This window comes from Roseinatronobacter sp. S2 (genome assembly GCF_029581395.1).
Classification (GTDB): Bacteria; Pseudomonadota; Alphaproteobacteria; order Rhodobacterales; family Rhodobacteraceae; genus Roseinatronobacter.
This window is the reverse complement of record NZ_CP121113.1, coordinates 2,934,684-2,952,480: the sequence shown is the minus strand read 5'-3', so window position 1 is coordinate 2,952,480 and position 17,797 is coordinate 2,934,684. Positions and strand designations below refer to the sequence as shown.

The following is a 17,797-nucleotide window of genomic DNA, read 5'->3' as shown; positions in this document are numbered from 1 at the left end:
AGACGCGCAAGCAGACTGCACCCATAGCTCAGCTGGATAGAGTGTCGCCCTCCGAAGGCGAAGGTCGTAGGTTCGAATCCTACTGGGTGCGCCACCTTCCTTTTTGGCCATGAATATTGTGCACAAAATAGCCTGACAGACGGCGCGGTGAAGCGTGGTTTGTTTGCAAGGCTGGGGGGGCGAGAAGCTGACTTCCCCCGTGAGCCGCCGCAATTGATGTGTTTTGGTGATGTATGCCACTTTCAAACGCCAAAACAGATCAGGCCGCCTGTTACCGGCGGCCTGAGATATCTGCGTTTAGACATGTGCGTTTTTTTGCATCATGGCGTCCAATTCGGCCATATGCTTGGCAAGCATTGCGTTTGCTTCAACCGTCTGCCCGACGGATTGCGCGTTTTCATATGCTTCCAGAACATGTTTTTCGCCTTGAATAATGCGGTCCATGATATTTTCGGAAACATCCTCAAACCAGGATCGCATTTCAACCACAGCCTTGTTCACAGTGCCAAAAAACGACCCGTCATTTTCAGGCGCATATCCGCATTTCTGCAAATACGCGGTTAGTTCGCTTTCGTGCTTTCTGTGCATATACAAAAAGGTTTCTGCAACAGGTTTGAATTCAGGTTCGGCTCTTTCGACGACTTTTTCAAAGCCTGCGATTGTATCCAGAACGCGCGTGTGAACTTCGCCGATCAGCTGTATGCGGTCGTCGTCGGGGTTTGGCGATGCACTTGCGGGCGGCGTGGGCGCGTCTGCGGCGCCTGCGGCAACCTTTGGGTGCAAGTGTTTGATGTCAGTGGCTTTCATGATGATTCTCCCATGTGGGGTTAATCGTGCATTACAACGGAGGGCGTCCACGAACAGCACGAGCGATCATGGCAACGACGAAAAGGATCAGGAAAATTACGAAAAGGATCTGTGCAATCGACGATGCCGCACCTGCGATGCCGGTGAAACCAAGTGCTGCTGCAATCAGCGCGACGATAAGAAAAGTAAGTGCCCAGCCTAGCATAGTGTTTCCTTTCATTTTTCAGGGCCGATATGTCGGCATATGAAAATGAAACGGATGACGGGGCTGTTGGTTCCAATTCGTGTCTGACACGAAATGTTTACATAGTGAATATCTGAATTAAAATGGATGAGTTATTTTTCAGGAATATTCAGCTGAAAAGAAGTGTTTTCTTTGGTTGATTGAACTGACGCTTTAATTGCATTTTCAGTTTGGTGAAACTGTCGGCAAACCGTTGCAATTCGGGCTTGCCGACGATCTGGTTCAGGCGTTTAGCGTTTTTGTGGATGCAAAGAACATCGCCTGTGACACTGCGGAGCGAACCTGCTCTTCCTCGAACGGTTTGGTGATCAGGAAGGCAGGCTCCGGCTTTTCGCCGGTCAGCAGGCGTTCGGGATAGGCGGTGATGAAAATCACCGGAATGTCTGCGTTGTCGCGCAGCAGTTCGGCGACCGCTTCCACCCCTGAGGAATCGTCTGCAAGGTGAATGTCGGCAAGAATAAGATCAGGGCGTGTCTTCTGGCCCAGTGCGACTGCTTCTTTATGGGTGCGCGCAATCCCTGTGACGTCATGGCCCATCTCGGTGACAATGCTTTTGATATCCAGCGCAATCAGCGGCTCGTCTTCGATAATCTGGATGCGTCCCTGCACCGAACGCGACATTTCGGTATAGGCAATCGACACCAGTTCGCGGGCCTCATCCTCGGTGACCTGAATGACCTGCGCGATGTCAGCGTAGTTGAACTCCTCAAGCGAGCGGAGCAACAGCGCCTCTCGGGTGTTGGTGGTCAGGTTGGCAAGCAGGGATTGTGCGCGGGCCTCGGTTCCGGTGCCGACCTCTTCGCTGACCGGCGCGCCGGTTGTCTGCCACACGGTATGAAATGCCCGGAACAGCGCCAGCCTGGGTGCGATTTCGTTATCAAGCAGGGATCTGTCTTCAAGTATGGCTTCCAATGTGGCGGCGGCATATCTGTCGCCGGTTTGCTGGCTGCCCGTCAGTGCCCGCGCATACCGGCGCAAATAGGGCAGTTCCTTCGCAATACGCATCGACATAGACATGGTCTCTCCTTGAACTTCCGGCATTCTTTGAACTTCCCTACTTTCGGCCCGCTTCAGGCACACATGAAAAACAAACATTCTTTGGAACCGAACGCAGTGCAAGGCGTTTGGTTCCAAAGGTTGTCACGATTGCTGCGATGGTTGCGCAGCAGATCGGAAGCTGCCAGAGTGAAATTTGTGGAGCAAAAGGCTGTATGTCGATTATGAGTGGGAAACGAAATGGAAACAGAAAGGACATCGCACCGGCTGTTTCCAAGCAGATTGATGAAAACCTCAAGCGGCTTTACAGCGACGCGGCTTCTGAGGAATTGCCAAAATCCCTGACTGATCTTCTGGAAGCGCTTCGACAACAGGATGCGCAAAAGAAGGCGGGGGAAAAATGAACGATACCCCAGAACAACAAGAATTTATTGATCCGCGCGATGAAATTGTCACCCATTTGCCAGCCCTGCGCGCCTTCGCGCGTGGCCTGACAGGGGATGTGTCGGGCGCGGATGATCTGGTGCAGGAAACTGTGCTGAAAGCATGGAGCAAGTTTTCGCAATATAACGAGGGCACGAACCTGCGTGCCTGGCTGTTCACGATTTTGCGCAACACCTATTTGTCAAAACGCCGCAAGCAATCGCGTGAAGTGTCCGATGGGGAAGGGGTGTTCGCCGCGCGTATGGCGTCCAAGCCCGACCATGACGGCCGCCTTGCCCTGCAAGAGTTGAACGCAGCGATGAAACTTCTGCCGGTCGAGCAGCGAGAGGCGCTTATTCTTGTCGGTGCCATGGGGTTTTCCATCGAGGAAGCCGCGCAAACCTGTGGTTGCGCCCCCGGCACGATAAAAAGCCGCGCCAACCGTGCGCGCAAGGCATTGGTGGAAATTCTGCATCTTGAAAAAGGTGAACTTCCTGATTCAACAGATAAATCTGTTGCGATGGTGATGGCTGGCGCACCCAACGGATTTTGATAACTCAACAAGGTTGAAACAAGCATTGGCAGTGTTCGAGTTCAATGACAAGCTGGCGACCCGTCTGGCGATTCTGATGACGCTGGCGCTTGCACCTTTGGGGGCGATTTCCATCTATTCCGAATACCAGTCGCTGCGCGACCAGGCGCGGTCGGATGATGCGATGCTTGTTTCGCGCACTGCCGATGCGGTTGCGGGACAACGGGGTTTGCTGGAAAGTGCAATGTTGTCGGCGCACCGGTTGACGCCGCTGTTGCTGGACCGTCTGGATGATACTGCGGCATGTTCAGGGTTTTTGCGGGAATTTGTCGATGCGACCGGTCTGTATGCTTTCGCAGGTTTCATTGCGCATGATGGTGTGATGCGCTGTGTGTCGCAGGGTGACGAGGTGGATTTCAGCGATTCCGAGACCTTGCAGGCGGATATGGAAAACCCGCGCAGCTTTTTCAGTTTTCAGCCATCAGGGGCGATCACGGGGCGGCCCGTCGTGCTGGCCAACAGGCCGGTTTATGATGATGGCGATTTTCTGGGATATGTCAGCATCTCGATTTCGCGGCATACATTCACCTTGATTGCCACAGAACCGGACCAGCAGACCGGGCTGCGCATGACATATCTGGTCAACCGGTCCGGCGACACGCTGACCAGTGCGGATAATGCCGAATCCGTGGATATGCTGCCTGATGGCGCTACGCTGAATTCCTTGCTGGATGCGCGCAACGGTGTCTTGCGGGGCATCAGCGAGAACGGCGAAAGCCGCACATTCACCATAGCAGAGGTTATTCCCGGCCAGCTTTATGCCTTGGGAAGCTGGTCCAGCGACCAGTTGCCGTTTGCGGCTGCGATGAACCTGTGGCGGTTAAGCTTTCCTGTCCTGATGTGGTTTGCATCATTGGCCGTGGTTATGTTCGCGGTTGATTACATGGTTGTGCGCCATCTGAAGCGGCTGAATTCGCAGTTGCGGCGTTTTGCTTTGGGCAACCGTGCGGAATTTCAGCGCCTGCCCGATGAGGCGCCGACCGAATTGCGCGAGATTGATTCCACCTTTTCCAAGATGGCGTTGCTGATCCGTCGTGACGAACGCGAACGCGAAGAAGCGCTTGCAGAAAAGACCATTCTGCTGAAGGAAATTCACCACCGTGTGAAAAACAACCTACAGCTTATCGGGTCTATTCTGAATTTGCAGATGCGCCGCTTGCAAGACCCCGATGCGCGCCAGATCCTGAAAGGTGTTCAGGCGCGTGTGCGGTCGCTGGCGACTATTCACCGCACGCTTTACGAACAAGACCGCATTGCCGAACGCTATGCGGCCAGTTTCTTTGACAGCATTTTACAAGAGACGCTGTCGCTGGCAAAAGCGGACGCGGCTGATCTGACCGTGACGAAACAGTTTGAGTCAGTGGATCTGGCCCATGACAAGATCATTCCGGCATCATTGTTATTTGCCGAAGCACTGACCAACGCGCTGAAATATGCGTCCGGCGCGCAGGGTGGAACCAGCCAGCTGGATATCAGCCTGCGCAGCAAGGGCGGGTTTGCCGAACTTAGCGTGTGGAATTCCGTGTCGGAACCGCTGGAGCAGTTGCCGGGCGATGGGTTGGGACGGGAGTTGATGACCGCATTTGCGCTTCAGATTCACGGCGATATCGAGATCGGCCCCAGCGCGCGGGACGGGTGCCACGGTTGGCAGGTTTGTCTGCGTGTCGCCGAACAACAGGTATCGCAGACCGCAACTTTGCCCTGAAGCGGCGCTTTCGCGCAAGTGCTGCGGAACTTTGCGGGCTGCACAATATGGCCCGGATATTCGAAAAGGAACCCCGATCCAGGAAAGCGAACCTATGGCCCCCAAGAATTCCCGCTTCACCGATCCGGTCGAAGAACACCGCGCCCTGTTGGCAACGGAATCGCGCATTGCGATTGCTGGCCACCCTTTGCATGCAATGCTGGTTGCGTTTCCCATCGCCCTTACAATGTCGGTGCTGGGGGCAGACCTGCTGTATTGGTGGACCGCCGATGCGTTCTGGACACGGGTTGCGGGCTGGGCGGCATTCGGCGCGTTTGTAATGGGTGTCATTGCCGGAATTACCGGCACGGTGGAATTGCTTGTCGTGCGCGGTATCCGCAACCGTTCGGCCAGCTGGACGCATTTTGTTCTGGCGGTCATGCTGCTGTCGCTGATCGGGGCGAATTGGGGCTTTCGCATTGGTCAGCCTGAAGACGCGGTCCTGCCACTGGGGTTGTGCCTGTCGGCCGTGGCGGCGGGGTTGACCGCGATCACAGGCTGGCATGGGGGCAAGCTGGTGTTTGATTATCAGATCGGCACAAAAATGCCCGAAGACCCATCCTGATTTCGCAGCACAGGGAACCGGCACCGCTGGTGCCACGTTGGATAAGGATGAACAGAATTTTCCCCCGAACTGGCAGCGCAAACGCCACAGTTGCGCGCCGGTATCAGCCGCGTCATGATCGGCGCTTGGTTGTGATGGCACATGCCTGTGCGGTGCTGGCACTGGGCCTTCTGGCGCTGTGCCTGCCGTTTGCAGTGATCGTATTCGTGGGCGAGGCCGTGCCATCCGGCGGCCTGACATGGGATTTCAGCATGGGGCTGGGGTTTGGCGCACTGGCGATGATTGCCTTGCAGTTCGCGCTGACGGGGCGGCTGCGCTGGATTACGCATCCGTTCGGGGCCGATATTGTCTATCTGACACACCGTTACCTTAGCTGGGGCGCGCTGGCATTGATGGGGGCGCATTTTGCGGTGCTCTATGTCTTTCATCAACCCGCACTTGGCGAGTTGAACCCGCTTCAGGCGCGGTGGGAGTTGACCGCAGGCCGCGTGTCGCTGCTGTGTTTTGCTGGCCTTGTCATCACATCGCAATGGCGCAAGCTGCTGGGGCTGTCCTATGAATGGTGGCGCAAGCTGCATCTGGCGCTGGCGATCACGGGGTTTGTGGCCGCGATTGCGCATGTTCTGGGCGTGGGTAACCTGACGGACACAGCCGAAAAGCGTGCATTGTGGCTTGGGGCAACGCTGGGCTGGGTCGGGCTGTTGGTGTTTGCGCGGCTGATCCGTCCATGGATGCAGTCGCGCAACCCGTGGCGCGTTGTGGCCAATCACGATGAAGGCGGCGGCGTGCGCCGGTTGGAACTTGCCCCCGAAGGCCGCGCCCTGACACGCTGGAAACCGGGACAATTCGCCTGGCTGAAAATCGACCGGTCCCCTTATGGACTGATTGAACACCCGTTCACCATTTCCACCGCGCCGGAAAAGGGCCCAAACCTGTCTTTTGCGATCAAGGCGCTGGGGGATCACAGCACCGAACTGGCGCAAACTGAAATCGGCGCGCGTGCCTATGTGGATGGACCATATGGCGCGTTTTCCGTGGACCGGATGGCGGGGGCGCAGGGGTTTGTCATGATTGCCGGCGGGGTGGGCATTACCCCCATCCTGTCAAACCTGCATGCGCTGGATGCGCGCAATGACCTGCGCCCGATCATCTTGATCTATGGGAACCCCACATGGGACAATATGGCGTTTCGCGATGAACTGGACGCTTTGCGCAAGCGGCTGAACCTGACGCTGGTGCATGTTCTGGATGACCCGCCCGAAGATTGGGACGGCGAGCATGGCCAGATTGATTTCGACATTCTGACACGCCATCTTGCGGCTGACACGCGCGACTGGCCGCATCTTTTATGTGGTCCTGCCCCGATGATTGCGTCCTTGCGCGGCGATCTGCACCGGCTTGGGGTTCACGACCGCCATATCGATTATGAAATTTTTGAACTGGTCTGAGATCATGCGCCCGAAACTTGCCCTTATCTTTGCACTTTCAATGACCACGCTTGCTGTTGTTCTTGCGGGCTGGTTGGCACAGGCTGGCATGGGGTAAACTGTAACCTGATGTTTTTGCGGAACCGAATGCACATGAAGGCGTTTGGTGTCAGATAGTTTAACTGAAAAGGCATGAATTCAATGAATGCGAATTTCACAGGTTTTCTGGGTATTATCCATCTGGCGCTGGTCATCTGGGCGGCTGTGTCAATCTTGGGGTCAGGGTCCAGTCAGGGGCAAAAGGTCTTGTGGATATTGCTTGTTCTGCTGTTTCCCGTTGTCGGCCTGATCATCTGGTTCATTGCCGGTCCCAAGAAAGGCTGAAACTTTCCCTCGTGTCGAATGGTGACGCCCAATCGGCATACCTTGCGCTGGCCTTCTGGCCAGCGTTTTTTTTGCTGCGGGCGCAATGTCGCCGATATGTGCGCAGTGGCAGGAACCGTTTCATGCTGGCAGGCGTTTTTACATGAATGCCACGCAATACGACCTTGAAAGGGCGGATGATGAGCACCCCTGAAAATACCCCGAACAAGACCCAGCAAGACTATACCAAGAAAGCGCACAAGCTGAAGGCCGAAGGGGCAGATAAAACCCAGGCATACCCTACGGATCAGACTGCGGATCTGGGTATGCACCCGATTGAGCATCTTGATCAGGCACCGTCAGGCGCGTTGGACGATGTGGGTGACAAACCCGCGCGGGAACGGTCGCGCGAACGGCGCTGACACAACCCAAGCGCCCGGTATCCATAATTATTCAGCAAATCGCATCAGGCCATAGCTGGTCTGGTGTCGTTTTGCGTCTTCATTGTTAAGATATTGTTATAATTATTCTTTTTTAAAAAGATTGGAACTTTGCTGCCAACGGACTGTTGTATGTGCAGAGCCTTTGAGAAGGTCATCGACAAACTAGGAGAGAATAATATGAACAAGCTTATGCTTACCACCGCCATTGTAGCTGTAACCTCGATGGGGGCAGTTGCACAGACAAGCGACACCACAATGAATGGTGATGATGCCGCCATGACAGAGTCCAGCCAGTTCATTCCGGCATTCCTGTCATCTGATTTCACCGGCAAGAACCTGTATACGCTGGACACGGAACAAACCCGCACCCTGACACAGGACCGCGCTGCCGAAGACGCCAGCGCATGGGATCGTACCAGCATGCGCTGGGAAAGCAGTGATGCCTTTGCGTCCGAACGCGATGCGTGGGAAAATGTCGGCGATATTCAGGACATTGTCATGACCAAGGACGGCGAAGTTCGCGGCGTCTTGATTGATGTCGGCGGTTTCCTGGGTCTGGGCGCACGCACTGTGATGGTTGATATCAGCGATCTGTATTTCGTGGCCGATGACACCGCGCCGGAAGAGCTGTCCGATTTCTTTGTCGTGGCCGCCATGAGCCAGGACCAGCTTGAAGCCCTGCCGGAATGGGACGAAGAGCAACTGACAATCGGCTATGAGGCGCAGGCCTATGATGATGCGTCTGCCGGTGCAGATATGGGCATGCAGGATCAAGGCGATGCCATGACCGAACAGACAGCGACACCTGATGCAGCCCCCGCAACGGACGGTTACAGCGAAATGACCGAGCAAGACCGCACCGCTGAAAACCTGCTGGGCGCCGATGTTTATGGTGGCGAAGGCGACAATATCGGCACGGTCGATGATGTTGTTATGGCCGACGATGGCACCATGACCCATCTTGTCATGGATGTGGGCGGGTTTCTTGGACTTGCGAGCCACACCATCGCCCTTGAAGTCGATGACGTCGAAATCATGTGGAACGATGAAGACGGCGACGTGCGTGTTGACGTTTCGATGACGCAAGAACAACTGGAAAGCCTGCCTGAATACGAAGGGTAATCCGGTAGAGGGCAGGGGAAGTTCCCTGTGAATATACCAAGTGGCCCCGCCGGAAACCGGCGGGGCTTTTTGTTATTTATCAATACTTTGTGAAATTATTTCGGAACCTTGGGTTGCCTTGCCCGTTATGTACAAGACGCAGATGAAACCTGTTTTGACAGCGAAAGGAAGATAAGATGCGTGGAATATTATTGTGGGCGATCGGCGTTCCGATTCCGTTGATTATTCTGTTGTTTCTGTTCGGTGTGTTCTGATCGCACCCATTAATCTGGTGACCAAGGGCGCGTGCATTTGCCGCGCCCTTGTCATTTCCTGCGTGGCCAAAGCGTTCCGGCTTTTTGTTGAATCGCCAGAAACGCATAAAGCTTTCGGTTTTGTCGCTATTTCGAACCGAGAAAGTCTGTCAACTTTTTATGAAATCGCTTTAGGCGGAACCGCGACGCCCCGCGCTGCGTTGGATCACAAGACATGATCAACACTGGAGTGTGATGAAACCCGACTTGCCCTATTGCGGACCGGCGCCTGACCCGCATGCATGGATCACGGCGTGGAACCTTGACCCTGTGCTGATCGGCTGCCTTGGCGCTTTGGCCACAGGCGGCTTTTGGCTGTTGCGCGACGGGGGCATTATGCGCAAGCGCGCCTTCGGCGTTGCCGTAATTGCCGCGATGCTGGCGTTCGTGTCGCCGCTATGTGCGATGACGGTTGCACTGTTTTCCGCAAGCACGCTGCATCATCTGGTGGTGATTGTGCTGTTGGCACCGGCGCTTGCGCTGGCGTTCCCGTTGCGGCGCAGCCCGCAGGCTTTGGCGTTTCTTATACTGTCGGGCGCATTATGGCTGTGGCACTTGCCGGTTGTCTATAGTGCCGCATGGGACAGTGCATCGGTCTATTGGGGGTTGCAGCTGGCATTGATTATACCGGGTTGGGTGTTCTGGTCGTCCCTTCTGGGGTCGCGGCGTGACAATGTTGCGGGTCTGGTCTGGCTGGTGTCGCTGGTGGGCCAGATGGGGGTGCTTGGCGCGTTGCTGACCTTTGCCCCCCGCGCGTTTTACATGGAACATCTGGCCCATGCGCCGCGGTTCGGGTTCAGCGCGCTGGAAGATCAGCAACTGGCGGGCCTGATCATGTGGGTGCCGGGGATGGTGCCTTTGGGCATTCTGGCCGCGATTATGATATGGCAGGCCCTGTGGCAGGGGGCGCGCGCATGATTGCCCTGCTCAAGGCGCTGCATATCGCCGCCTTGTCGGTCTGGTGCGCCGGGCTGATCTTGCTGCCGATCGTCATCCAGACGCACAGGCGTGATTACGCGTCGCGCAATCAGGCTGGGTTCACCGAATTCCGCTGGCTGACGCATCACGCCTACAGGCTGGTGCTGACGCCCGCTGCGGTTATTGCCATTTCTGCGGGAACGGTGCTGATTTTTGCCCTTGAAGTGCTGGATATCTGGATGCTGGCCAAGCTGGTTGCCGTGTCCGGTATGGTGGTGGTGCATGCGTGGCTGGGGCATGTGATCGTGCTGGCGGGAGAGCGGCGCAATGCCTACCGCCTGCCACCTGCCGCGCTGGCGCTGGTGATACTGGTGCCCCTGATGGGGCTGGTGCTGTGGCTGGTGCTGGCCAAGCCCGCGCTGGATGATCTGATCGCGCTGTTTCCCGAATTCCTGCGCGAGCCGCGCGGGCATACCATTCCAGCGCGGCTTAATCCCTTATGATGGCGCGGTATGCGATATGGGCCACGCCCGTGGCGTTGGCCGGGTGTTCGGGGCCGCTGTCCACACTGGACCCCGGCGGGCATATCGCGCGCGATATTGCATGGCTGTGGTGGGGCATGTTCGCAGGCGCGGGGCTGATCACTGTCTTTGTGCTGGTGCTGCTTGCGGTCGCATTCGGGCGGCCCCGCGAAACCACGCAAAGACGCTGGGTATATGGTATGGGCCTGTGGTTCTCGCTGGCGGTTCTAAGCACGGTTCTGGCCGCAGGGCTATGGGTGGGCGAACGCATTCTGCCGCGTGATGATGGCGCAGTCACTGTGCGTGCGCACGCGTTTCAATGGGGCTGGGAATTCGCCCATGATGGCGTCGACGGCCAGTTGGTCGAAGGTGAAGGCACGCTGCATATTCCCGCAGGTCAGCCGGTGGATATTCTGATTACGTCACAAGATGTGATCCATTCGTTCTGGGTGCCGCGCCTTGGCGGCAAGATGGATGCCATTCCCGGCCGTGTGAACCGCCTGCGCGTGCAGGCCGACAATGCGGGCCGGTTTGACGGACTGTGTGCAGAATTTTGCGGGCTGGGGCATGCGGGCATGCGCTTTGAGGTGATCGCGCATGATGACTGGCCCCCCGCCGACCCCGAAACGACGCAGGACAGGCCATGACCGACACCCCGAACCCAAACCTGCCCCCGCTGTCTGACGGCACCGCACTGGCAGATATTCCCGCCAATGCACCGCAACGCGCCTTGCGGTTGCACCGCGAATTGGCGCGCGTCTGGGCCAATGATCGCGGGTTATGGGGGCAGGTGACGGCGGTTAGTCACACAACGCTGGGCCTGCGTTTTATGGCGACGGCGTTTGTGTTCTTTGCCATCGGCGGTATCTTGTCGATGCTGATCCGCGCGCAGCTTGCCACCCCGCAGGGCGCGTTTCTGGATACGGAACTGTATAACCAGATATTCACCATGCATGGCAGCATCATGATGTTCCTGTTCGCCATTCCCATGCTGGAAGGGCTGGGCATCTGGCTGTTGCCGAAACTTCTGGGCACGCGCGATATGGCATTCCCGCGCCTGACCGCGCTGGGGTATTGGTGCTATCTGTTTGGCGGGCTGATCATGCTGACGGCGCTTTTGTTCGGTGTGGCCCCGCGCGACGGCTGGTTCATGTATACGCCGCTGTCCGATGCCACGCACAGCCCCGGCATAAATGCCGATGTGTGGCTGCTGGGGGTGACCTTCGTGGAAATTTCGGCCATCGCGGCGGCGGTGGAAATTACCGTCACCATCCTGCGCCAGCGCGCGCCGGGGATGAAGCTGACCGAAATGCCGCTGTTTGCGTGGTATATGCTGGGCACCAGTGCCATGATGCTGGTGGGCTTCCCGCCGCTGATTGCGGGGTCGGTGCTGTTGGAGGTGGAACGCGCCTTTGACTGGCCGTTTTTCGATGTGGCCCGCGGGGGGGACCCGCTGTTGTGGCAACACCTGTTCTGGCTGTTTGGCCATCCGGAAGTGTATATCATCTTTCTGCCCGCAGCGGGGGCCATGTCCACGATTATCCCGGTCATGTGCCGCACGCCCATACTGGGCTATGGCGCGATTGCGGCCGCCATTCTGGGGCTGGTGTTCCTGTCCTTTGGGTTATGGGTGCACCACATGTTCACGGTGGGCATTCCGCATATGGCGCTGGCGTTCTTTTCCGCCGCATCGGTGCTGGTGGCGGTGCCCACAGCGGTGCAGGTTTTTGCGTGGATCGGCACCATGTGGAAGGGGCGGCCGGAACTGCATTTGCCCATGCTGCATATTCTGGGGTTTTTCCTGACCTTCGTGATGGGGGGGCTGACAGGTGTGATGCTGGCCATCGTGCCCTTCAACTGGCAGGCGCATGACACGGCATTTGTGACGGCGCATCTGCATTATGTGCTGATCGGCGGGTTTGTGTTTCCCATGATGGCGGCGGCCACATACTGGATGCCGCTGATTACCGGCAAGGCACGCGTCAACGGGCTGGGAGAGGCCGCGTTCTGGGTCATTCTTCTGGGGTTCCATGGCACGTTTTTCATCATGCACCTGACTGGTCTGCTGGGCATGCCGCGCCGGATTGATGTGTATCCCGAGAATCCCGAATGGATGGCGCTGAACCTGACATCGTCGATCTTCGGGTTCGTGCTGACCATCGGTTTTGCCATGTTTGCACTGGATCTGATCTTGCAGGCCAGCCTTGGCAAACGCGCGCGCCGCGACCCGTGGCGCGCGCCGACGCTGGACTGGGCGATGCCGGTGCCGTCACCCAATTACAACTTTGCCTCGCTTCCGTTGGTGCGCCATCAGGGCGGGCCTGCGCGCGATGTCATTCAGGCGCTGGCGCGCGGGATCGGTGCGCTGGCCGGTGCGCCGCGCGGGCGGCGTGAAGTGCTTGTCACCAGCGCGGGCACTGCGCGGCCCTGTCATGTGGCAGTGCTACCGGGCAACACGGCGCTGCCTTTGGTGCTGGCGGGGTCGATCGCGGTGTTTGTGCTGTTGATGCTGGCCAGCCTGTATGCGCTGGCGGCTGTTGCGTTGCTGCCGGTTGCAGTGCTGGTCTGGCTATGGGTGCGCGGCATGGCGCCCTTGGGGGATTTGCGCGCGGTCACGATTGCACCGGGGACAACGGTGCCGGTGCATCACCGCGCAACGCGCCCGACACTGGCGCAAAGCGGGGTGCATGCGCTTCTGGTGGCGGATGGCGCGTTGTTTGCATCCCTGCTGTTCGGGGTGGGGTTCTTGTCGGTCGTCACCCAAGGGCCGCCGCCACCGCCCGCACTGGCGCAAAACAGTTCAGTGGCCCTTGGTCTGGCGGGCATTGCCGGTGCACTTGCGTTGGGGGCAGGTGCCGCGCGGTTGTTGACCATGGGGCGGGCAGGGCGCTGGGCGTCATGGGCAGGGTTGGTGTGCAACCTTGTGGCGCTTGTCGTGCTGGCATGGCTGGTCACGCAACTGGACGACCCGCGCGCCCATGCGCGTGATGCGCTGCGTGCGGCCATGGCGGGCTATGTCGGGTTGCATGTGGTGGTGGCGGGTGCGATGGCCGCGTTCACCGCCGACCAGTTCCGGCGTGGCGAAATTTCGCCGCACACGGGTGTTGGTGCGATCCCTGCATGGGCGAGCTGGCAGGCCTTTACCGCGATCACGGCCATAATCACTGCCGCAGTTTTTGTGGTGCAGGCAGGTGTCGCATGAAGTGGGTTGCGCTGTCACTGGCCGGCCCGACGCTATGGGCCGTCGTATTCGTCGCAGTTTATGCGCTGCACGGGGTCGCCTGCGCGGGTCAGCCACCTGCGGAAAGTCTGGCCCCCGAAACGCTGGGCACGGGCGCGCGCATGGGGTTGATTGCGGTGTGGGTGCTGGGGCTGCTGGGTCATGTGGTGCTGTTGCGCGCGCTGCCTGCCGGGCCTGCGCTGTCGCAATATATGCCGCGCGCGGGTGCATGGATCGGGCTGGGGGCTACGGCATTTACCCTGTTTCCGGTGCTGATGATCACCAGTTGTTAGGGGGGTATGGTGCAGCAGGCGGGTCCGGTGCCAAAGAAAAAGCCCATCCTGCACGCCAATCGGCCACAGGATGGGCAAGTCGGGACTGGAAGACATCAGGCAGGACAAAAGCCTAATGCCCCAACAGGGACAATACTAAAACGCGCCCAATTCCGATTGGTTCCAGAAAAATACGGCAAATGTCGGGGCTGGAACAGCGCCGCGCCCAAGACGCCACGAACACGAAGGAATGACCGATGACGGCCCATGACCCGCAGCGCGATGCGCCCGAAAACACGATGCAGCCCTATCGCAAATTCTTCGCATGGGTGGGCATCGCCCTTGTTGCAGGGGGGCTTTTATGGCTGCTGTCGTCGATGCTGTTGCCTTTTGTGATTGCGCTGATCCTTGCGTATTTCCTTGATCCCGCAGTGCGTGCGCTGACACGGCGCGGCCTGTCGCGGGTGATCGCGGCATTGCTTGTGGCCCTGGCCACCTTTGGCACATTGCTGGCGCTGGTGGGCGGCATGGTGCCGCTGGTGTTTGCACAAGGGGCCGAATTGATGGGCATGTTGCCAGACAGCTGGGCCGAGGCCGAAGAACAACTGGAAGACACCATCCCCGACGCAGTCGAGGCGCGCTTCACCGGGGTCGGGGATCTGGTGGGGCAGGCGCTGGAGACACTGCGCGGCACCTTGCCGGATGTAACCGAGCAGATGGCGGGAAGCGTGTCCGGGTTGCTGTCGGTGCTGATGTTCTGGGTCGTGATGCCGGTTGTCACGGTGTATCTGTTGATTGACTGGCCGCGCCTGATTGCATCGGTCGACAGTTTGTTGCCGCGCCCGCAGGCGCCCACCCTGCGCGGGCTGGCCCATGACATCGACGCGGCGCTGGCGGGCTATATTCGCGGGCAGGTGATGGTCTGCTCGATCCTGATTGTGTATTACAGCACTGCACTGTCATTGGTGGGGTTGCCGTTTGCCATTGCCGTGGGTGCGGTGACGGGGGCTGTGTCGTTCATTCCTTATGTGGGTATGTTCATCGGCACATCACTGGGCGTGGGGATTGCGATGTGGCAGTTCTGGGGCGATCCGGTCTGGATTGCTGCCGTGCTGGGCATTTATGCCATAGGTCTGTTTGCCGAAAGCGAAATTCTGGTGCCGCGTCTGGTCGGTGATGCGGTCAATCTGCACCCGGTCTGGCTGATTTTCGCGGTGATTGCCTTTGGCACAGTATTCGGGTTTGTGGGCGCATTGATGGCGGTTCCGCTGGCGGCGGCGACAGGCGTGATTGTCAGATTTGGTGCACAGCGCTACCGGCAAAGCAGCTTGTATCAAGGCAGTGGCCGATCCGGTAATGCGCCTTGATACAAAAAGGCCCCTGTCATCACAGGGGCCTTGAACTGGTGGCAGCAGGGTGCGGGTGTGTTGTGCAACCTTCGGGCAGGGCGCAAACGGATCAATCAGCGGGCACGGTCGGTTCATCAATAATCTGGGGCGCGTCCTCAGGCTCGTTCGCCGGGCCGGTTACAGTGCCTTCGGCCGGAATGCCAGTGTCACTTTCCGTTTGCTCAGCCGGTGCTTGTGTTGGCTGTTCGGGTTCGACCACCAGCATTCTGACCAGCAGCCACCCCAGAAACGCGACTGCCAGAATGACTGCCAGCGCCATGCCGACAAGTGGCCCGCGGTGGCGCCATGTCTGCTTTTTCAGATTTGTGTCAGGAGCACTCATTTCTGTTCCTTTCCTTTTCAGGGCCGGTGCGGCCTATGGTCGGGCAATCGTTTCGCCCCCATGCCGTCCGGTGTTTGGTGCGCCACGCCCGTTGTTGCGCGCATGCGTGGCGACCTGTCATATAATCAACGCATGTCCGGTCCTTGGGTTCCGTGTCGGGGTGGGGGGTGCGCTGATTTCCGCCGCTTCCTGCATATTTCGGGAACCGCGCGCCGTGGCCCGCGTTTACCCTGCGACCCTGAATTTACCCTGCCTTCCCAAAACCCAAGAGGATCATTATGCCCCTGTCACACAGCCGGTCGGGCAAAGCCCCTGTTCCGGCCCTTGCCAAGGTGGAAGGCAGCCCGCGCGCATCTATGGTGCTGACGGGCATTTTCATTATTCTGGTTCTGGGCGCGGTCCATTATGCGCGCGATTTTCTGTTGCCGGTTGTCACGGCGGTATTGCTGTTTTTCGTGTTCATGCCCTTGCAGCGTCGTCTGCTGGGGGTTGGCTTGCCCGGCACGCCGGTTGCCGCAGGGTTGGTTCTGGGGCTGATGGCCGGTATTGCCGCCGTGTTCGTGCTGCTAAGTGGCCCTGTGATGCAGCTTGCCGACAATATGCCCGATATTGTCCGTGATATCACCCGGCGCTTGACGGCCATACAGGGCGCAATGCTAAACCTGATGAACACGCTGGGCGAAAGCGAACAGGGCTTTGTCCCCGATCTGCGTGCGACCGAAGCCCTGCAAGATGCGGATGATGGCGGCGGTGCGGATTTCTTGCTGACCACGGCCAGCGGTGCATTGACCTATCTGGCAGAAGCCCCTGCAAAAGTGGCGCAGGTGCTGTTCATGTTGATCTTGCTGTTTTTCCTGCTGTCCTCAAGCGAGCTGATCTATCTGAAAATTGTCCAGAGTTTTGGCGCGTTTTCCGATAAGCGCATCGCAATCAACACCTTGCACAAGATTGAACACGATCTTGGCGGGTATCTTGGAACCGTTGCCTTTATTAATGCGGGGCTTGGGGTTTGTGTGGGCTTGGCCATGTGGGCGCTGGGAATGCCGGTGCCGCTGCTGTTTGCGGTGCTGGCATTCACGCTGAATTTCATTCCCTATCTGGGCGCTGTGACGGGTGTTGTGCTGACAAGCATGGTTGCGATTCTGTGGTTTGATGATTTGCGAAGCGTGCTGATGGTGACATTGGCCTATTTCACGCTGACCTCATTGGAAGGGCAGTTGATAACCCCGCATATGCTGGCGCGGCGTTTGCGCATGAACAGGGTGCTGGTGTTTTTGTCGGTGGCATTCTGGGCATGGATGTGGTCGTTTCTGGGGATGCTTATCGCGGTACCCCTGCTGGTGATGGTGCGCGTGATACTGGAGCAGTTCCCCGGTGCAGCAAAGGTTGCGAACCTGCTGTCTGATGACACACAGCCCCGCGTGCCAGCCCCGCCGCAATAGACCCCCTTTATGGCATGTGCATGATTATCCAGCGTCTGGCGGCGTAGGCTCGCGCGCGGGGGGGGAGCCGCAATTCTTGCCGCTCTCGTCCTTCATGATTGATGGGGTCACCGTTACTTCCATATGTCCGGCACAAATAAAGCCGCCGCGCCAGTGAATGGCGCGGCGGCTTTTGTCGGGCTGTATGTGTGGTTGCTTGAAGCGTTTCGGCTTTTGGTGAATCGCCAGAAACGCATTAAGCTTTCGGTTTTGTCGCAATTTTGAACCGAAAAAGTCTGCCAACTTTTCCTGAAATTGCCCTAGCGGCGGCGGTTGCGCACCTGAACATAGGTGTTCACGCCAAACAGGAACGCTTCAAGCAGGGCCGGAAATTCGCCCCTTGGCTGATAGGCCCGCCCCTGCGCCGCATTCGCCCGCAGCTGTGCATCAAGGCTGGGGATTGGCGGCGCACGTCGCAGGCGTTTTACAAGCAGCAATATGCCTGACAGCCCCAGAAACACCAACCCGATTGCATAAGTTGCAATCAAGGCCGAGAACTGTTGCGCAAGCATCATCCAGATGGCGGCCACCATAAACCCGATGCCCACGGCAAACATCGCGCCCGCAACAAGTGCCAGCGCGACATTGCCGCCATGCCATTGGGCTTGGCGTTTCATATGGTGAACGGTTTGCAA

20 protein-coding genes and 1 tRNA gene are annotated in these 17,797 nt (G+C 58.1%); 16 read left to right on the top strand and 5 right to left on the bottom strand.

From position 1 onward, the window contains the following. Nucleotides 1-17 precede the first annotated feature (17 nt). A tRNA-Arg gene (locus P8S53_RS14245) sits at nt 18-94 on the top strand. Between the two features lie 203 nt (nt 95-297). Here P8S53_RS14245 and P8S53_RS14240 read toward each other — a convergent pair. From P8S53_RS14240 to P8S53_RS14230, 3 genes are all read right to left on the bottom strand, one after another. Next, the gene (locus P8S53_RS14240; protein WP_277804631.1) at nt 298-807 is read right to left on the bottom strand and encodes a DUF2383 domain-containing protein; all 510 of its coding nucleotides are present in this window, start codon (nt 805-807) and stop codon (nt 298-300) included. A 31-nt stretch (nt 808-838) separates the two neighbouring features. Next, a complete protein-coding gene (locus P8S53_RS14235) occupies nt 839-1,012 on the bottom strand; it encodes a DUF1328 domain-containing protein (RefSeq protein WP_277804630.1) in 174 nt (57 codons plus the stop codon). A gap of 261 nt (nt 1,013-1,273) precedes the next feature. Continuing rightward, nucleotides 1,274-2,068, bottom strand: a complete 795-nt coding sequence (locus P8S53_RS14230; protein WP_277804629.1) for a response regulator — start codon at nt 2,066-2,068, stop codon at nt 1,274-1,276. Nucleotides 2,069-2,262: 194 nt separating this feature from the next. On the opposite strand from P8S53_RS14230, the gene P8S53_RS14225 reads away from it, so the two are divergent. The 14 genes from P8S53_RS14225 (at nt 2,263) to P8S53_RS14160 (ending at nt 15,317) form a co-directional block, all read left to right on the top strand. Then, on the top strand, nt 2,263-2,451 hold the full coding sequence (locus tag P8S53_RS14225) for a NepR family anti-sigma factor (protein ID WP_277804628.1): 189 nt from the start codon (nt 2,263-2,265) through the stop codon (nt 2,449-2,451). Further along, nucleotides 2,448-3,023, top strand: coding sequence for a sigma-70 family RNA polymerase sigma factor (locus tag P8S53_RS14220; protein ID WP_277804627.1), 576 nt, complete (start codon nt 2,448-2,450; stop codon nt 3,021-3,023). The genes P8S53_RS14225 and P8S53_RS14220 overlap by 4 nt, the downstream gene beginning before the upstream one ends. Nucleotides 3,024-3,036: 13 nt before the next feature. Beyond that, nucleotides 3,037-4,767: a sensor histidine kinase gene (locus tag P8S53_RS14215; protein ID WP_277804626.1), complete on the top strand. Its 1,731-nt coding sequence runs from the start codon at nt 3,037-3,039 to the stop codon at nt 4,765-4,767. Between the two features lie 94 nt (nt 4,768-4,861). Beyond that, nucleotides 4,862-5,371, top strand: coding sequence for a DUF2231 domain-containing protein (locus P8S53_RS14210; RefSeq protein ID WP_277804625.1), 510 nt, complete (start codon nt 4,862-4,864; stop codon nt 5,369-5,371). A 134-nt stretch (nt 5,372-5,505) separates the two neighbouring features. After that, a complete protein-coding gene (locus P8S53_RS14205) occupies nt 5,506-6,819 on the top strand; it encodes a ferric reductase-like transmembrane domain-containing protein (RefSeq protein WP_277804624.1) in 1,314 nt (437 codons plus the stop codon). 180 nt (nt 6,820-6,999) lie between these two features. After that, the gene (locus P8S53_RS14200) at nt 7,000-7,182 is read left to right on the top strand and encodes a PLD nuclease N-terminal domain-containing protein (protein WP_277804623.1); all 183 of its coding nucleotides are present in this window, start codon (nt 7,000-7,002) and stop codon (nt 7,180-7,182) included. Between the two features lie 179 nt (nt 7,183-7,361). Then, a complete protein-coding gene (locus P8S53_RS14195; protein WP_277804622.1) occupies nt 7,362-7,583 on the top strand; it encodes a hypothetical protein in 222 nt (73 codons plus the stop codon). 198 nt (nt 7,584-7,781) lie between these two features. Beyond that, complete coding sequence (locus P8S53_RS14190; protein ID WP_277804621.1) at nt 7,782-8,726, top strand: PRC-barrel domain-containing protein; 945 nt, start codon at nt 7,782-7,784, stop codon at nt 8,724-8,726. A 488-nt stretch (nt 8,727-9,214) separates the two neighbouring features. Further along, entirely contained in the window at nt 9,215-9,937 is a 723-nt protein-coding gene (locus P8S53_RS14185) for a cytochrome c oxidase assembly protein (RefSeq protein WP_277804620.1), read from the top strand. Next, on the top strand, nt 9,934-10,440 hold the full coding sequence (locus P8S53_RS14180) for a CopD family protein (RefSeq protein ID WP_277804619.1): 507 nt from the start codon (nt 9,934-9,936) through the stop codon (nt 10,438-10,440). Before P8S53_RS14185 ends, P8S53_RS14180 begins: the two co-directional genes overlap by 4 nt. Continuing rightward, nucleotides 10,437-11,105 carry a cytochrome c oxidase subunit II gene (gene coxB / locus P8S53_RS14175; RefSeq protein ID WP_277804618.1) on the top strand — a complete coding sequence of 223 codons (669 nt, stop codon included), beginning with the start codon at nt 10,437-10,439 and terminating at the stop codon, nt 11,103-11,105. Before P8S53_RS14180 ends, coxB begins: the two co-directional genes overlap by 4 nt. Next, on the top strand, nt 11,102-13,660 hold the full coding sequence (gene ctaD, locus P8S53_RS14170) for a cytochrome c oxidase subunit I (RefSeq protein WP_277804617.1): 2,559 nt from the start codon (nt 11,102-11,104) through the stop codon (nt 13,658-13,660). The genes coxB and ctaD overlap by 4 nt, the downstream gene beginning before the upstream one ends. Then, nucleotides 13,657-13,971: a hypothetical protein gene (locus P8S53_RS14165; protein WP_277804616.1), complete on the top strand. Its 315-nt coding sequence runs from the start codon at nt 13,657-13,659 to the stop codon at nt 13,969-13,971. The genes ctaD and P8S53_RS14165 overlap by 4 nt, the downstream gene beginning before the upstream one ends. 236 nt (nt 13,972-14,207) lie before the next feature. Next, on the top strand, nt 14,208-15,317 hold the full coding sequence (locus tag P8S53_RS14160; protein WP_277804615.1) for an AI-2E family transporter: 1,110 nt from the start codon (nt 14,208-14,210) through the stop codon (nt 15,315-15,317). 91 nt (nt 15,318-15,408) lie between these two features. On the opposite strand, the gene P8S53_RS14155 is transcribed toward P8S53_RS14160, so the two are convergent. Continuing rightward, nucleotides 15,409-15,681: a hypothetical protein gene (locus tag P8S53_RS14155; protein ID WP_277804614.1), complete on the bottom strand. Its 273-nt coding sequence runs from the start codon at nt 15,679-15,681 to the stop codon at nt 15,409-15,411. Between the two features lie 278 nt (nt 15,682-15,959). Here P8S53_RS14155 and P8S53_RS14150 point away from each other — a divergent pair, with 278 nt between their 5' ends. Continuing rightward, nucleotides 15,960-17,123, top strand: a complete 1,164-nt coding sequence (locus P8S53_RS14150) for an AI-2E family transporter (RefSeq protein ID WP_277804613.1) — start codon at nt 15,960-15,962, stop codon at nt 17,121-17,123. Between the two features lie 299 nt (nt 17,124-17,422). On the opposite strand, the gene P8S53_RS14145 is transcribed toward P8S53_RS14150, so the two are convergent. Next, a complete protein-coding gene (locus tag P8S53_RS14145) occupies nt 17,423-17,779 on the bottom strand; it encodes a phage holin family protein (RefSeq protein ID WP_277804612.1) in 357 nt (118 codons plus the stop codon). Between the last annotated feature and the right edge of the window lie 18 nt (nt 17,780-17,797).

Excerpts from the sequence above, each read along its gene's own strand:
- P8S53_RS14180 (WP_277804619.1), top strand. The coding sequence starts at position 9,934 with ATGATTGCCCTGCTCAAGGCGCTGCATATCGCCGCCTTGTCGGTCTGG.
- P8S53_RS14190 (WP_277804621.1), top strand. The coding sequence starts at position 7,782 with ATGAACAAGCTTATGCTTACCACCGCCATTGTAGCTGTAACCTCGATG.
- P8S53_RS14225 (WP_277804628.1), top strand. The coding sequence starts at position 2,263 with ATGTCGATTATGAGTGGGAAACGAAATGGAAACAGAAAGGACATCGCA.
- P8S53_RS14155 (WP_277804614.1), bottom strand. The coding sequence starts at position 15,681 with ATGAGTGCTCCTGACACAAATCTGAAAAAGCAGACATGGCGCCACCGC.
- P8S53_RS14205 (WP_277804624.1), top strand. The coding sequence starts at position 5,506 with ATGGCACATGCCTGTGCGGTGCTGGCACTGGGCCTTCTGGCGCTGTGC.
- P8S53_RS14240 (WP_277804631.1), bottom strand. The coding sequence starts at position 807 with ATGAAAGCCACTGACATCAAACACTTGCACCCAAAGGTTGCCGCAGGC.
- P8S53_RS14165 (WP_277804616.1), top strand. The coding sequence starts at position 13,657 with ATGAAGTGGGTTGCGCTGTCACTGGCCGGCCCGACGCTATGGGCCGTC.
- P8S53_RS14235 (WP_277804630.1), bottom strand. The coding sequence starts at position 1,012 with ATGCTAGGCTGGGCACTTACTTTTCTTATCGTCGCGCTGATTGCAGCA.
- coxB (WP_277804618.1), top strand. The coding sequence starts at position 10,437 with ATGATGGCGCGGTATGCGATATGGGCCACGCCCGTGGCGTTGGCCGGG.
- P8S53_RS14210 (WP_277804625.1), top strand. The coding sequence starts at position 4,862 with ATGGCCCCCAAGAATTCCCGCTTCACCGATCCGGTCGAAGAACACCGC.
- P8S53_RS14145 (WP_277804612.1), bottom strand. The coding sequence starts at position 17,779 with ATGAAACGCCAAGCCCAATGGCATGGCGGCAATGTCGCGCTGGCACTT.
- P8S53_RS14200 (WP_277804623.1), top strand. The coding sequence starts at position 7,000 with ATGAATGCGAATTTCACAGGTTTTCTGGGTATTATCCATCTGGCGCTG.
- P8S53_RS14220 (WP_277804627.1), top strand. The coding sequence starts at position 2,448 with ATGAACGATACCCCAGAACAACAAGAATTTATTGATCCGCGCGATGAA.
- P8S53_RS14195 (WP_277804622.1), top strand. The coding sequence starts at position 7,362 with ATGAGCACCCCTGAAAATACCCCGAACAAGACCCAGCAAGACTATACC.
- P8S53_RS14150 (WP_277804613.1), top strand. The coding sequence starts at position 15,960 with ATGCCCCTGTCACACAGCCGGTCGGGCAAAGCCCCTGTTCCGGCCCTT.
- P8S53_RS14160 (WP_277804615.1), top strand. The coding sequence starts at position 14,208 with ATGACGGCCCATGACCCGCAGCGCGATGCGCCCGAAAACACGATGCAG.
- P8S53_RS14230 (WP_277804629.1), bottom strand. The coding sequence starts at position 2,068 with ATGTCTATGTCGATGCGTATTGCGAAGGAACTGCCCTATTTGCGCCGG.
- P8S53_RS14185 (WP_277804620.1), top strand. The coding sequence starts at position 9,215 with ATGAAACCCGACTTGCCCTATTGCGGACCGGCGCCTGACCCGCATGCA.
- ctaD (WP_277804617.1), top strand. The coding sequence starts at position 11,102 with ATGACCGACACCCCGAACCCAAACCTGCCCCCGCTGTCTGACGGCACC.